At 64.2% G+C, this 13,872-nt stretch carries 16 protein-coding genes; 6 read left to right on the top strand and 10 right to left on the bottom strand.

The window, feature by feature from the left end:
* Positions 1 to 21: 21 nt before the first annotated feature.
* From QC821_RS17360 to QC821_RS17340, 5 genes are all read right to left on the bottom strand, one after another.
* On the bottom strand, positions 22 to 1,308 hold the full coding sequence (locus QC821_RS17360) for a TRAP transporter large permease (protein WP_309724126.1): 1,287 nt from the start codon (positions 1,306 to 1,308) through the stop codon (positions 22 to 24).
* Positions 1,305 to 1,901, bottom strand: a complete 597-nt coding sequence (locus QC821_RS17355) for a TRAP transporter small permease subunit (RefSeq protein ID WP_095620136.1) — start codon at positions 1,899 to 1,901, stop codon at positions 1,305 to 1,307. The genes QC821_RS17360 and QC821_RS17355 overlap by 4 nt, the downstream gene beginning before the upstream one ends.
* Before the next feature lie 63 nt (positions 1,902 to 1,964).
* Positions 1,965 to 3,029 carry a TRAP transporter substrate-binding protein gene (locus tag QC821_RS17350; RefSeq protein WP_309724123.1) on the bottom strand — a complete coding sequence of 355 codons (1,065 nt, stop codon included), beginning with the start codon at positions 3,027 to 3,029 and terminating at the stop codon, positions 1,965 to 1,967.
* Positions 3,030 to 3,063: 34 nt separating this feature from the next.
* Entirely contained in the window at positions 3,064 to 3,867 is an 804-nt protein-coding gene (locus QC821_RS17345; RefSeq protein WP_309724121.1) for a putative hydro-lyase, read from the bottom strand.
* 131 nt (positions 3,868 to 3,998) lie between these two features.
* A complete protein-coding gene (locus QC821_RS17340; protein WP_076749095.1) occupies positions 3,999 to 4,889 on the bottom strand; it encodes a LysR family transcriptional regulator in 891 nt (296 codons plus the stop codon).
* A gap of 166 nt (positions 4,890 to 5,055) precedes the next feature.
* Between QC821_RS17340 and nfsA the strand changes: the two genes are divergently transcribed.
* Together nfsA and QC821_RS17330 are read left to right on the top strand one after the other, a co-directional pair.
* Positions 5,056 to 5,787 (top strand): oxygen-insensitive NADPH nitroreductase, encoded by a 732-nt coding sequence (gene nfsA / locus QC821_RS17335; RefSeq protein WP_309724118.1) that lies wholly within the window; start codon positions 5,056 to 5,058, stop codon positions 5,785 to 5,787.
* Positions 5,788 to 5,908: 121 nt separating this feature from the next.
* Positions 5,909 to 6,853 carry an AraC family transcriptional regulator gene (locus QC821_RS17330; protein WP_309724116.1) on the top strand — a complete coding sequence of 315 codons (945 nt, stop codon included), beginning with the start codon at positions 5,909 to 5,911 and terminating at the stop codon, positions 6,851 to 6,853.
* A 22-nt stretch (positions 6,854 to 6,875) separates the two neighbouring features.
* Here QC821_RS17330 and QC821_RS17325 read toward each other — a convergent pair whose 3' ends face one another.
* Positions 6,876 to 7,739 (bottom strand): sirohydrochlorin chelatase, encoded by an 864-nt coding sequence (locus QC821_RS17325; RefSeq protein WP_309724114.1) that lies wholly within the window; start codon positions 7,737 to 7,739, stop codon positions 6,876 to 6,878.
* A 233-nt stretch (positions 7,740 to 7,972) separates the two neighbouring features.
* Between QC821_RS17325 and QC821_RS17320 the strand changes: the two genes are divergently transcribed.
* Positions 7,973 to 8,542, top strand: coding sequence for a nucleoside deaminase (locus QC821_RS17320; protein ID WP_309724112.1), 570 nt, complete (start codon positions 7,973 to 7,975; stop codon positions 8,540 to 8,542).
* A 72-nt stretch (positions 8,543 to 8,614) separates the two neighbouring features.
* Here QC821_RS17320 and QC821_RS17315 read toward each other — a convergent pair whose 3' ends face one another.
* The gene (locus QC821_RS17315) at positions 8,615 to 8,839 is read right to left on the bottom strand and encodes a hypothetical protein (RefSeq protein ID WP_095620128.1); all 225 of its coding nucleotides are present in this window, start codon (positions 8,837 to 8,839) and stop codon (positions 8,615 to 8,617) included.
* Between the two features lie 384 nt (positions 8,840 to 9,223).
* Here QC821_RS17315 and QC821_RS17310 point away from each other — a divergent pair, with 384 nt between their 5' ends.
* On the top strand, positions 9,224 to 9,706 hold the full coding sequence (locus QC821_RS17310) for a metallophosphoesterase family protein (protein WP_309724108.1): 483 nt from the start codon (positions 9,224 to 9,226) through the stop codon (positions 9,704 to 9,706).
* Positions 9,707 to 9,751: 45 nt separating this feature from the next.
* A complete protein-coding gene (locus tag QC821_RS17305) occupies positions 9,752 to 10,090 on the top strand; it encodes a hypothetical protein (RefSeq protein WP_309724106.1) in 339 nt (112 codons plus the stop codon).
* Positions 10,091 to 10,117: 27 nt separating this feature from the next.
* On the opposite strand, the gene QC821_RS17300 is transcribed toward QC821_RS17305, so the two are convergent.
* Positions 10,118 to 11,011 carry a LysR substrate-binding domain-containing protein gene (locus tag QC821_RS17300; RefSeq protein ID WP_309724102.1) on the bottom strand — a complete coding sequence of 298 codons (894 nt, stop codon included), beginning with the start codon at positions 11,009 to 11,011 and terminating at the stop codon, positions 10,118 to 10,120.
* A gap of 128 nt (positions 11,012 to 11,139) precedes the next feature.
* Between QC821_RS17300 and blaOXA the strand changes: the two genes are divergently transcribed.
* A complete protein-coding gene (blaOXA, locus tag QC821_RS17295) occupies positions 11,140 to 11,937 on the top strand; it encodes a class D beta-lactamase (protein WP_422720126.1) in 798 nt (265 codons plus the stop codon).
* Between the two features lie 25 nt (positions 11,938 to 11,962).
* On the opposite strand, the gene QC821_RS17290 is transcribed toward blaOXA, so the two are convergent.
* Complete coding sequence (locus QC821_RS17290) at positions 11,963 to 12,565, bottom strand: glutathione S-transferase N-terminal domain-containing protein (RefSeq protein ID WP_309724100.1); 603 nt, start codon at positions 12,563 to 12,565, stop codon at positions 11,963 to 11,965.
* On the bottom strand, positions 12,565 to 13,770 hold the full coding sequence (locus tag QC821_RS17285; protein ID WP_309724099.1) for a YbfB/YjiJ family MFS transporter: 1,206 nt from the start codon (positions 13,768 to 13,770) through the stop codon (positions 12,565 to 12,567). The genes QC821_RS17290 and QC821_RS17285 overlap by 1 nt, the downstream gene beginning before the upstream one ends.
* Positions 13,771 to 13,872 lie beyond the last annotated feature (102 nt).

Below are 13,872 nucleotides of genomic sequence, written 5' to 3'. Positions count from 1 at the left end.
GGTTGTCGGTGGTGTGCGGTGCTATCCGCGCAGCAGGTTGGGCAGGTACATGGCAACCGACGGGAACAGGATCAGCACGATGGCCATCAGGAACATGAAGCCGACGTAGGGCAGGGCGCCCAGCATCACGTCGTTGAAGGGACCGCCTTGGCGAACCCCCTGCACCACGTAGAGGTTGAGGCCTACCGGCGGGGTGATCAGCGCCATCTCGATCAGCAGGATCAGCAGGATGCCGAACCACACCGGATCAAAGCCCATGGCGATCACGATCGGCGCCACGATGGGGATGGTGATGACCATCAGCGACAGGGTCTCGATGAAGAAGCCCAGCACGATGTAGAGCACGATCACCAGCATCAGCGTCGAGTAGGGGCCCAGGCCTGCCGACTCCAGAAAGCCGGCCAGCTCCCGGGTCACGCCGGTGGAGGCCAGCACGAAATTGAGGAAATACGAGGCGATGATGATCAGCATGATCATGCCGGTGGTGCGCATGGTGCCGTCCAGCGCCTCGACGATGATGCCAAGCGATAGCTTGCGCATGAACAGCGCGATCAGCAGCGCACCGATCACCCCCAGGGAGGCAGCCTCGGTGGGGGTCGCCCAGCCGGCATAGATCGAGCCCACCACGATGCCGAACAGGGTCAGCACCGGTACCAGATGCTTGAGCCCCGAGAAGCGCTCGCCCCAACTGTGGTGCGTGCTGGGGCCGCCGAGGCTGGGGCGCCACAGGCAGATCAGCGCGGTACCGGCCATGAACAGCACCGCCAGCAGTAGCCCGGGCAGCAGCCCTGCGGCGAACAGTTGCGGAATGGAGGTCTCGGTCAGGAAACCGTAGACGATCAGATTGATGGAGGGCGGAATCATGATCCCCAACGTGCCCCCGGCGGCAATCGAGCCGGTGAACAGCTTGGGATCGTATTTCATCTCCTTGCCCTGGGGGATCGCCACGGTGCCGATGGTAGCGGCGGTGGCCACGCTGGAACCCGAGGTGGCGGAAAACAGCGTGGCGGTGCCGATATTGGCATGCAGCAAGCCGCCCGGCAGCCACGACAGCCAGCTCTCGAGGGCGCGGTAGGTGCCCTTGGCAATACCGGTGCGTACCAGGATCTCGCCGAGCAGGATGAACAGGGGGATGGCGATCAGCAGGAAGCTGTCCGAGGCCGACCACAGCACGTCGCCCATGGCTCTGACCAGCGGGAAGGGGGAAAAGAACTCATCCAGGAAAAGCCCCAGTGCAATAAGCGTTGCCGCGACCGGGACGCTAATCAGCAGCAGGACCAGAAGGACCAGCAGTGCGAGCAGGATCATGACAGGGGTTCCTTGTTTTCTTCACTTAACTGCTCATCGAGCGTCGGGCTGCCGGCGATCCGTTGAACACCGTCGATGTCTCCTCCCAGCAGGCCAAACAGCACGCGCAGCGTGACCAGGCCCACCGCAACGCTGAACCAGGTCAGGCCGAGCAGCCACAGCGCCTGAGGCATCCAGATGGGGGTGCCGAGAGGGGTGTTGGCGGTGGCACCGCCGGTATAGGAGTCGCTGGTGATCTCGAAGGCCGCACCCACCACCAGGATGCAGAACAGCGCCATGGCCAGCAGCGCGACCAGGTCCAGCAGGCCGCGTACCTTGGCGGGAAAATTCAGGTACAAGGCATCGATGCGGATATGTGCCTTGCGCATCAGGGTGTAGGCGAAGGACCAGCTGGCGCTGATCGCCATGATATAGCCCGTGAGCTCGGTGGCATGCACGGCAGAGCGTCCCATGAAGCGCCGCGACAGGACTTCTATGGTCACCATGGCGACGGTCACGAGGATCAGTACGCCACCGGCGCGCGCCAACCACAGCGAGCCGATCTGTACCACATCCAGCAGCTTGTCGAGGGTAGTGTTGACCCGTGCGAACATGTCTCTCTCCAGAGCGAAACCGGGCTGGCTGGCAGCCCGGTCGTCGACAATGATCCAGTGCGATTACTTGGCCGCTGTCAGGCCGGTCACTGAACCAATGGTCTCGTTCCAGCGATCGACCCACTCCTGGTCAACGCGGTTCGCCCAGTTCGGCAGCAGGGTTTCCTCGAGGTGACGAGTGGCCTCGGCGTAGTCCTGATCCGTTGCCTCGACCAGGACCATGCTGCCGGCATCGCCTCGCGTGCACTCGCCTTCGCCGGTCAGGCAGGCAATCCCCTCGCGGGTCTCCTCGACGGCAGACTCCCACACCGGGTTCTCGTAGTTGTCGCGAATCTCGCTCATCAGCCACTCCTGGGTCTCGCTGGAGAGCGACGCCCACTTGTTGCCGTTCATGGCCGTGACGACGTGATCCCAGCCGCCCACCGGCAGCGGATACAGGTGCGTAGAGACCTCATGCCAACCAGAGCTGAAGCCTGACAGCGAGCCGGTCACGGCGCAGTCGACAACGCCGCGCTGAAGGGCGCCAGGCACTTCGCTGAAGTTGAGCGTGATACCTTCGGCACCAAGTGCCTCGAGGAACTCGGCGGTGGTGCGCCCACTGGCGCGTACTTTCTTGCCTTCCAGGTCCGAGAGGCCATCGATCTCGACGTTGCAGAACACCATCTGCGAGGGGTAGGGCACCACCGCCAGCAGTTGCGCATCCTGGTAGCGCTTGGCGAAGGCGTCGGCCAGTACCGGGCGGAAAGCGTCCGCGACTTCCCTGGCGGTTGCCACATCCGGCGCCAGCATCGGCATGTCCAGGCCCTCCAGCTCCGGGGCATCCTGCACGGCGTAGTTGATCACCGTAGAGGCGATCTCCACCACGTCACGCCCCATCAGGCGATAGACCTCGCCACCGCCAAGGCCCATCTGGTCGAAGGTGGTAACGTCGGTCGAGATGCGCTCGCCGGAGGCTTCGGGGATATGGCGCTCCCAGAAGGGACGCTCGAAGTTTTGGTACAGCGACAGGCTGCTCCAGCTGCCGACATAGGAAAGGCTGGTTTCGTCGATCTCCTGCGCGACGGCATGGGAGCCTGCGACGGCCAGGGTGACGGCAGCAGCGGAGACGAGGGAGTTTCTTGTAATCATCGCATTTTCCTCACTTTCTTGGGGTTGTGTAGAGCTACAACAGGGACAGGCGGCTGTCAGGAATATCGGTGAGCAGCATATGCCCTGGGCTGTGGGTGATAGCGAACGCGATACCCGCATCGATCAACACCTGCTGCGGGGTCACGCCGCAGGCCCAGAAAAGCGGCAGTTCGCCATCAGCCACTGACACGCTATCCCCGTAGTCGGGGGAATCGATGTTGGTGATGCCTATCAGGGTGGGATCGCCAAGGTGTACCGGCGCACCGTGAGCCTGGGGGAAGCGGGTGGTGATCTGGATGGCCCGAATGGCGTCGGCCGCCGAATAGGGGCGCATCGATACCACCAGGTTGCCGCCGAATCCCCCCGCCGTGGCCAGGGGGAGCGTGGTGTTGAACATGGGCACATTGCGGCCTTGCTCGATATGCCGCACCTCGAGCCCCCCCTGCTGCAAGGCGTGCTCGAAGGTAAACGAGCAGCCCAGTGCAATGGTCACCAGGTCATCGCGCCACACGTCGGTCACCTCAGCGACGCTGTCGCTTGCCTGGCCGTTGCGATAAATCCGATAGGCGGGCACATCTCGGGCAATATCCATGTCATCGCCAAGCGCTTCACAGTCTCTCGCTCCTGGCTCACTGACCGCGAGTACTGGACACGGCTTGGGATTGGCCTGGCAAAAGCGCAGGAAGCCGTTGGCCTGGGCCTCGGGGAGGATCACCAGATTGACCTGCACGAAGCCATTGGCCAGGCCTGCGGTAGGCCCTGTCAGTGCGCCTTCCCTGGCGGCAAGGCGAACGGCCAGTGGGGTCGAATAAGCATCTAGTGAGCTAGCGGACGACATGGAGATCTGCCTCTGAATGCACGTCATTACAGTTAAGGCAGAAACAATGATTTATACAATTCGAAAATTAAGATCAGTATTGATCCAAAATTTGGATCAATAGCTTGCGTCAGCGGGTACGCCTGGCGGAGTCAGGTATCGACGTTGCATTCGGAGACGGTGTGAAAAGAGAGCTCGGCCACGGCGTGCACGACATTGCCGCCTGGTGCCGCGCCGTAGGCCGCATTGAAGACCAGGTCTGGAATCGACACCTCCACGTCGAACTGCTTGAGTCGCCCCGAGGCCAGTTCCTGCTGAATGATCTCGCGGGGCAGGGCGCTGATGCCGATGCCGTCGACCGTCATGCGGATGATAGTGGAGAGTGACGAGCTCGAATGAATCTGGGTCGAGTGATTCATGGGATCCACCAATGAGCGAATGTTGGTATAGGGTTCGCTCTTGCGCGGGTAGGTGATGATCGGCCACTTGGCCAGATCGGCTGGTGACAAGGGCGTGTCGGGGATCGCCAGGCGCGGGCTCGCCACCCATACCAGCGAGTAGCGGCACAGGCGTCGGTTGATCATGCCCGGCTGATTGACCTTGCCCATCAGGAAGGCGATGTCGATATCGTGATTCGCCACCTTGTCGGCCAGATTGACGGAAATGTCGACATCAAGCTCCAGGTTGATCGCCGGGTAGGCCTCGCTGACGCGCTCTATCATCTGCGGTAGCCAGGTATGCGCGATGGTTTCAGATACGCCCAGGCGAATGGTGCCGTGGATAGCCGTTGGCGTAGCCACCACCTGTAGCATCTCGCTATGCAGGTTCAGCATCTTCTCGGCATATACCAGCAGCTCGCGCCCCTTTGCCGTCAGTTTCACGTGCCGGCCTATGCGGTCGAACAGCTCCACGCCGAGCTGATCCTCGAGCCCCGCAATGCGTGCCGATACCGATGGCTGGGAAGCGTACAAGCGCTTGGCAGCTGCTCGAAAACTGCCCAGCCGGGCAATCCAGACAAAGGTCTCCAGCGTACGAATATTCATCGCAATCCCTGCTCCTGAAACGGGGGCGTGGCCAGCGCGTGATGATTACCGCCTCGGGGTACTTGCCGCCGAGGCCGGCATTGGGAGCATGCCAGAGTGGAGGTGTGGGTGGTATCTTGGCGGCTATCGGCTTGATCCTTAGCAACGCAATGTTTAGCGAGGCCCCATGAATCCGACCATCGAACTGTTGAAATCCCACCGCTCGATTCGCAAGTTCACAGACCAGAAGATTCCCCGCGAGCTGCTGCTGGAACTGGTCCGTGCCGGGCAGGCGGCGGCGACGTCAAACCACGTGCAGGCCTATAGCGTCATCCATGTTACGGATCCGGCCAAGCGCGAGATGATCGCCGAGCTGGCCGGCGGCCAGGGCTACATCGCCAGCTGCTCGGATTTCCTGGTGTTCTGCGCCGACATGAAGCGCCCCACCGAGGCCTCCGAGCGCACCGGCGCCAAGGTTGTGCGGGGTATGACCGAGCAGCTGCTGGTGGCCAGCATCGATGCCGCGCTCATGGCCCAGAACGTGGTGGTGGCTGCCGAGTCCGAGGGGCTGGGTATCTGCTATATCGGCGGTCTTCGTAACAACCCCCAGCAGATCAGCGACCTGCTCGCGCTGCCGGATCACGTCTATCCGGTGTTCGGGCTGTGCCTCGGCTACCCGGCCCAGGACCCTGACGTCAAGCCGCGCCTGCCGGTGGAAGCGATCCTGATGGAGAACACCTACCGTGAGGAGGATGGCCAGGTCGCGGCCTTCGACGCCACCATGAACCGCTACTACAGCGAGCGTAGCGGCGGCAACAAGGACACCGACTGGTCGCGCAACCTGCAGCCGCTGTTCGATACCAAGCTGCGCCCGCATATGCGTGACTTCCTGGTCAAGCGCGGCTTCGAGATGAAGTGACGCCGCGGCTGTGAAGATCCTCCGCGATCCTTGCACGATCCTGTCAATATGCGGGGTTGAGGATTGTGCAAGGTACTGCCCGGGGGTAGCTTGATATTCCGACGGGCACAGGAGCATGGCCATGACGCTGGAGATACCACCGTTTTCAGAAGCTAGCGGTCTGATTGAACGGTTCTGCCAGAACACTAGTGAAGGGTGCGGTACCTCACCCATACCCGGGGTGCTGCTGTATCGCGCGGACGCGCCGACCTCGGCCATGCCGTCGATCTTCGAACCCATGCTGTGCTTTATCGTGCAGGGCCGCAAACGCACCATGCTGGGTGATCGCTGCTTCGAGTATGGCGCCGGTGACTATCTGATTGCCTCGGTGGATCTGACCATCACGGGCGAAGTCATCGAAGCCAGCCCCGAGAAACCCTATCTGGCCTGTGCCCTGCGGCTCGATACGACAGTGTTGGCCGAGCTGCTGCTTGCCATGCCGGAGCAGCCGGTCTCGAATCGCCCGTGCTCGGGCATGGCAATGTGTCATCTGTCGCCGCAACTGCTGGATGCCCTGACCCGGCTGCTACGCCTGTTCGAGCGTCCGCAGGATATTGCCATCCTGGCGCCGCTGATCGAGCGCGAAATTCTCTATCTGCTGCTGCGCAGCGAGCAGGGCGAGGCGCTGCGTCAGATCGCCCTGGGTGAGAGCCACCTGACCCAGGTCAGCAAGGCGATCACCTGGATTCGCGGCCACTACGCCGATCCGCTACGAATCGATACCGTGGCCGCGGTAGCCAATATGAGCCCGTCATCGCTTCACCGCCATTTCAAGTCGGTCACGGCGATGAGCCCGCTGCAGTACCAGAAGCAGATTCGCCTGCAGGAAGCGCGGCGCCTGCTGCTGAACCAGCAGGCGGATGCGGCAAGCGTCGGCTTCACGGTGGGCTACCAGAGCCCATCGCAGTTCAGCCGCGAGTACTCGCGGATGTTCGGGGCGCCGCCGCGCAAGGATATTGCCTCTATCCGGCGCAGCGTGCCGGCAGCAGCTGGTGTCGCCAATGCCGGCTCGCTCGGCGCCGCCTGACGCGGCGCGCGTCAGTCATGGCTCAGGCAGTAGCGCCTGATGCCGGCATCTCCAGCAGCAGCGGCTCGCCTGCCAGGCCCTGCTGCAGACGGGTAGCGAGAATCTCCATGATGCCGTCGTGCTCACCCACCAAGCGCGTGGTGGTGACGTTGAGCGCGGGGGCGTGAGCCATCGCCTGCTCGCAGATCTCGGCAATGTCGCCGCCCTCGCCGGCGTGGCGCCCGGGAGAGAGAAACAGCATGGCCAGGATCACGTCGCCCTGGGCCATGGCGGGAGAGGCCAGCAGGGTCTCCAGCAGCGGCTCGTTGAAGCGGTAGGCGTCGCCGTCGCGGCGCTCCATGGAGGCAAAGGTGACGCAGCTGGCCTCCTCGGCGAGCAGGATGCTGAGCTGGCCGGCGAGGTAGTTGCGTACCGCCGTGACCTCCGGAATTGGGCTGCCGTGATCCACCAGGACCACCTTGGGACGCGACAGGCCCGCCATACGCTCGCGCACGTTGTCCGCCAGCAGCTGGGCCAGGCGCAGGTCCAGCGGCGCCTGGCTGTCGACCAGCGGCAGCGCTACCTTGATGCTCAGTTGGGGGTGGCTGGCCTGTACCTCGGCCAGGCGCTCCGGCAGGTAGCGGGTCAATGCCTGGCTGGGGCCGAAGAAGAACGGCACGATCACCAGTTCGGTGACGCCCTGGGCGGCGGCCTGTTCGGCCAGCGGGCCCATCGATACCGCCTTGCGGCCGTCGAGCTGCTCGGGGGGGATCTTGTAGGAGTGCAGCAGCGAGGCAGCCTCGACGGCCTCGCCGCTGGCCTGGCTGAGTTCATCGGCCAGGCGACGCAGGTTGAGGGCGGCCTGGGGGCGCAGTGAGCCGTTGTCGACGAGCAGAATCTTGCGCATGGAGGTCTCTTGGCTGGGGCAGGCGGAGTGGCGCTGCGTTGGGCGGTTCGTGCAATCACACGATCAACGATGATTTTCTCAATAGGGACATATTGCAAGGAAAGCGCGATGGGACGACATGTTTTTCCCTTCAGGGAGAAATGGCTGCTGCATGCCGCGTCTCCACGCATGTAGTAGCCTGATAGGCACCCAGGCCCGCGGGCGGGGTGGCTATTCGATTATTGGGAGATGTGATGGAAACGCTACTCAACGCAAACGCGGAGCTCTCGGACGCCGCACTCACCGCCATTGCGCACATGCCAACGGCCAGCCTGCCGGCGTTGATGGATGCGTCTTTCGCCAAGCGGCTGAGCGACGCCGACCTGATGCGGGTGGCGGTACTGCTGGCGCAGAAGAGCTACGACGAGGGCGGCTGCCCGATTGGGGCGGTGATCATCGACAACGACACGCGGCGGATTCTCGGCAAGGGCCATAACACCCTGGTGCAGGAGAACCACCCCTACCACCACGGCGAGACCTCGGCGATCCGCGATGCCGGCCGCATCGACTTCAGCCGCACCACGCTATTCACGTCGCTTAGCCCCTGCGAGATCTGCGCGACCCTGGTGCATATGCGCGGCTTTGCCCGTGTGGTGGTGGGCGATGTCACCAATGCCTCGGGCACCGAAGCCTTGCTGCTCAGCAAGGGCGTAGAGGTGGAGGTGCTGGAAGACACTCGTGGTATCGAGCTGTATGCGCGCTTCCGCGCCGAGAAGCCCGAGCTGGACCTTGAAGACTGGCAGGGGCTGGGCGGCAGGAAGTGATGGTGGAGATAGCAAAAAGCCCCCTCCGGGGAGGGGGCAGACTGATACTAAGAGAGACTCGGTAAGGGAGTGTCAGTCGTCGCTGGCTGCCAGTAGCGGGGCCTCGCCGGTGCGGACTTCATCCCAGGCCTGGTCGAGGGTGTAGCCCTGGCAGGCGTCGATGGTGTCGAGCACCTCGACGGCATGCTGCAGGGACTCGCCGTTGCCCTTCAGGGCAACCACCAGCTTGGCAAGGTCCAGCTTGCTGAAGGTGTTGGCAATGGCGTCGGCTTGTTGGGTCAGTTGGGTGCAGTTCATGGTTAAATCCTCGTGTAAGGTCATCATCCCCCGGGAGCATCCCGTCTTGGGGTTGCCATCGACGATGGCGTTCTGGTGCCTTAGCTACTCATGCCGGGCCGGGTAAGCGCCCAATGCTGCAACTGCGACAGGTTCACAAGCGTTCCAAGACCTTCGCTCTGGCGCCTGGATCAAATAAGGCATGGCGCTCAGTTGGTAGCTGGGGTCAGGTCAGTGGATCGAGGTAGCGATACTCTGTCCTGAACCGTGATTTCACTATGGGCCAGGATCATGCACTGCACAAAGCGCCATTAGCCGCACGCCTCGTTGTAGTAAAACGACATATTGTGCATTGCACCACTGGGCAGGTAGCGGAGCTACCGGAAGGGTATGAAGGAGTCGACCATGCAGGCCATCAGCAGCGCACGGCCCATCGGGGTGATCAGCGACACCCACGGCCTGATGCGTCCCGAGGCGTTGGCGATGCTCGAAGGCTGCGGCGTGATTCTGCACCTCGGCGACGTGGGTAGCAGGGACGAAGACGCCGCCATCCTCGAACGACTGGGGGAGCTTGCCCCGCTGGTCACGGTACGCGGCAATATCGACACCGCGCCCTGGGCCGAGGCCCTGCCGATGACCCACGACCTCAGCGTCAACGGCTGGCGCCTGCATCTGGTGCATATCCTCGAGGCGTTCGACCCCGCCACGCCCTGCGACGCCGTGCTCCACGGCCACTCCCATAAACCGCGCAACCAGTGGCGGGATGGCCGGCTGCTGTTCAACCCCGGTGCCGCCGGCAAGCGGCGCTTCCGCCTGCCCATCACCCTGGGCAAACTATGGGCCGATGAGCGCGGCCTGCGCGGCGCCATCCTGCATCTGCCGCTGTGAGACAAGCGGCGGTGACCACTCTGTCGTGACCTGGAGCCGAGACACATGTCCACCGAGGAAGCCACGCTGGCACCGCGCTTACGCGCGCTGCTTACCCAGCTGCCCAGCGAGGCCGTGCCGATCACCTACCAGCAGGCCGCCGAGGCCCTGGGATTGACGCCGCCGGGGACCATCCAGCGCGTTGCCCTGGCGCTGGAGGCCCTGATGCACGAGGACGTGGCAGCCGGTCGCCCGCTGATCGCGGCGCTGGTTGTCAGCCGCCGAGGCGATCTGCCGCGGCAGGGCTTCTTCGAGCTGGCGGTAGCGCTTGGCCGTTTTCCCGCCGACCCGGCGCAGCACGCAGCCGCCTATAGGCACGAGCTGGCGCAGGTGTTGGCGGGCTAGGTATTCCGACAAGTCGGCGAGCGAAGGTCAGGCCGCCTCGCCATAGGCCTGATGCACGGCATCCTGAAGCCAGTCCCGAAAGGTCGCCATTGCCGCGCTGGGGGCGCGGGATATCTGACGTGTCAGCCAGTAGCGGCCCAGTGACGTGGTGGTCGCAAATGGCTGAACGATGTTGCCCGTTGCCAGTTGGCGCTCGAACATCCGCGGCGGTGCCAGTGCCACGCCCGCGCCTTGGGTGGCCGCCTCCATCATCGCCAGGGAGGAATCGAAGGTGATGCCTCTCACCAGCGGTGGTGGGTGGGGGATGCCCGCCGCGGCAAACCAGCTGGGCCACTCGTTCTCGCGATAGGAGCGCAGCAGGGTGTGCTGCATCAGGTCGTCAGGGGCGCTCAGCGTTGCCGCGACTCTCGGTGTGCAGAGGGGCGATAGCGGCGCCTCGAACAGCGGCTCGGCATCGCAGCCGTACCAGGCGCCGTCGCCGAAACGAATGGCGAAATCCAACCCCTCGGCGGCCATGTCGACCCGATTGTTGTGGGTCGAGAGGCGCACATCGATAAGCGGGTGGCGTGCCTGGAACTCGGCCAGACGTGGCAGCAGCCAGCCCACCGCAAAGGTACCCACCGCGCCAACCATCATGATCTCCCTGACCTGGCCGCCTTCCAGGCGCCCCAGCATCTCCGCCATGCGGTCGAAGGCATCGCCCAGTATCGGCAGCAGCGCCTCGCCTTCGGCGGTAATCATCAGGCCTCGCGGCAGGCGCTTGAACAGCACCACGCCCAGCCGCTGTTCCAGGAGCTTGACCTGATGGCTGACGGCAGCCTGGGTCACGTTCAGCTCGTCACCCGCGCGGGTGAAGCTTCTTAGGCGGGCGGAAGCCTCGAAGGCGCGCAGGGCATTGAGCGGCAGATAAGGTCTCGTCATAGCCCAAATCCAGTTTATGGCTGATGCAAGTTAACATAGTTTGTGGAGCCGTTTCGCGACCTACTAATCTAGCCATCAGCAGCGTATTGCCTGCTTCTGAATCAAAACGACGACAGCGAGATGGAATCATGACCCTAAAATTTTTACTGGCCGGCGCCCTGGTGCTGGGCCTGGCCCCACTAGGCGCGATGGCCGACACCTGGCAGGAGCGGGACGACTGGGCGGCGCTGTTTCAGGAACATGGCGCCGAGGGCACCCTGCTGATAGTGGATCAGCGTCAGGATGCCCAAGCGACCTGGGTGCATGACGCCGAGCGTGCACGCCAGCGCTTCGTGCCGGCCTCCACCTTCAAGGTGCCCCACACCCTGTTTGCGCTGGATGCTGGCGTGGCGGACGACGAGTTTCAGGTGTTTGCCTGGGATGGCACCGAACGCACCGCTGCGGCGTGGAACGCCGATCAGACCCTGCGCTCTGCCATGCGCAACTCGACGGTGTGGCTCTATCAGCATTTCGCCCGGGAGCTGGGCGAGGAGAGCGAGCGGCGCTACCTGGCAGAGATCGACTACGGTAACGCCGAGATAGGCAGCGACCTCGAGAACTTCTGGCTCGCCCCTGGCCACCTGGAGGTCTCCGCCGAGGAGCAGATCGGCTTCCTGCAGCAGCTCTATCGCAACGAGCTAGCGTTCGACGAGGCCGACCAGCGGCTGGTCAAGGACCTGATGATCGGCGAGGCCGGCCGCGACTGGATCCTGCGCGCCAAGACCGGCTGGTCCGGCGAGCTGGCCTGGTGGGTGGGCTGGGTCGAATGGCCCAGCGGGCCGGTGTTCTTCGCCCTCAACATGGATACCCCTAATCGCATGGACGATATCCCCAAGCGCGATGCCATTGTGCGCGAGGCTCTGCGTGGCCTGGAGGCACTGCCCTAGGTTTGCTACGAAAACTGCCTGTGCTTCACGCAAACGCCGTCTGCGTGAAGCTCTCGCGGCGGACGATCTGGCGGTGCCAGGCCGCTAGCCTGGGGCGGCCCTTGGCCCACGCCACCTCAGGCAGCCGGAACGCCAGGTAGTCCAGCGCGACGGCAACGGCGATATTGCCAAGGGTCATGGCCGACGCCGCCTGGGCCTCGTCGAGCTCCTGCTCCAACTGGTCCAGGATGCGCTGAAAGGCGCGCTGGCGGCGCTGCCCCAGCACGCTGTCGTCGGCCTCGTGGCCGTGATGCTTGCGCGCGATCACCGTGGTGAAGGCGGCATCCATCAGCCCTTGGCCGAGGCCGACAAGATGCAGCACCTCGCTCGAGCGTGCTGACGGAATCAGTGGCTCTCCGGGGCCTTGCCCCTCGAGGTAGAAGGCGATCAGCAGCGATTCGCTGAGCGCCGTGCCGTCCGCCGTTATCAGTGCCGGAATGCGCCCGGCGGGGTTGGTCTCCAGCAGCGCGGCATCATCGGCCCAGGGATCGCACCAGCGCAGCGTCACCGCTTCGGCCAGGCCTTTCTCCAGCAGCGTGATACGAACCATGCGGGCATAGGGCGAGGTCGCGTTGAGAAAGAGTTCCATCAGTGCCTCCTGGGTGGGGTGGAGAGAGCGCCGTGGCGTGCCTGCAGGCTACGGCTTAGAAGTACCAGAGCGAAGCCGCCGGCCAGCATTACGCTGCCGATGGCGAAGAGTGGCGTATAGCTGCCCCACCCATCGTAGAGGGCGGACATGCCGTAGCCCGAAGCCGCCTGTGCCGCGGCGAACGCCGCGGTGGCGCGGCCCCAGAGTCGCTTGTGAGCCGCCGGGCCGGCCAGCTCGGCGAGCCGGCCGGAGGTCAGCGCCACGATGCCGGGGATCATGGCACCGACCACGAAGGAGGAGGCCGAGCGGCTGAGCAGATCCAGCGACAGCAGCGGCAGGGCAATCGCGGCGGCCTTGGCCAGGAACGCCAGGGCCAGCCCAAGGTGCCAGCCTAGCCGCCGGGCAACGGCGCCGGCCAGCAGCGGGCCGCACACCGCCCCCACCCCGAACAGGCCCCACTGCAGGGCGGCGGGGGAGTGGCCGAGGGCGTTCTCCCTGGCCAGGTAGTCGACCCAGAACACCGTATGCGGCACGAACCCCGCGCCATCCAGGGCATAGGCGCCTATCACCAGCAGCACGGCGATGGCCACTCCGGGGTGTGCCCGGGGGGCGCCTGCTTGCTCGGGCGAAGCGGGCGCGGGTATCGCCAGGCGCGCCAGGCCGCGGTTGCCGAGTAACCCCGCGACAAGAGTCAGCACGCCGAGGGCCATCCAGGTCGCCATCAGGCTGGTCTCGAGCAGCCGCGGCACTACCCAGGCCGAGAGCAGCACCCCCAGGCCGATACCGGTAAACACCAGGCCACCGACATGGGCGCGCCGGCCTGTCGGTGTGGCCGTCAGTGCCAGGGACGGGCCGACCACCATCAGGATCGCCCCGGCGATGCCTGAGACCAGCCGCCAGACGAAGAACCAGGCAAAGCCGGCAGGCCATGCACAGAGCACAAAACTCAGGGCGATAGCCGCAAAACAGACGCCGAGCAGCGCCCGCGGTGGGTAGCGTTCGGAGAGGACGTGGCCTGAGAGTGCGCCGATCAGGTAGCCGAGCAGGTTGGCTGCCCCGAGATAGGCCGCAGCGCTGGCGCTGAACCACTGCGCTTCGACAAGCGCCGGCAGGAGCGGCGTGTAGGCAAAGCGAGCGAGGCCGATCCCGGCGAGGGTGGCCATGATGCCCGTGAGCAGGGCGGGAATATCTCGCTTATCGACCATGCAAGGCGGTCCTGAATCAGCGGCAGTACCCCAAGAGTACGTGGCGGCGGTTATTCATGGATAATGATTTGTCGTGATATAGGCTATCTTGTTATGTGATCA

The sequence above is a fragment of the Franzmannia qiaohouensis genome (genome assembly GCF_031451695.1).
Taxonomy (GTDB): Bacteria; Pseudomonadota; Gammaproteobacteria; order Pseudomonadales; family Halomonadaceae; genus Franzmannia; species Franzmannia qiaohouensis.
Note: the sequence above shows the minus strand (reverse complement) of the source record. Positions and strands in the feature narration are given on the sequence as shown.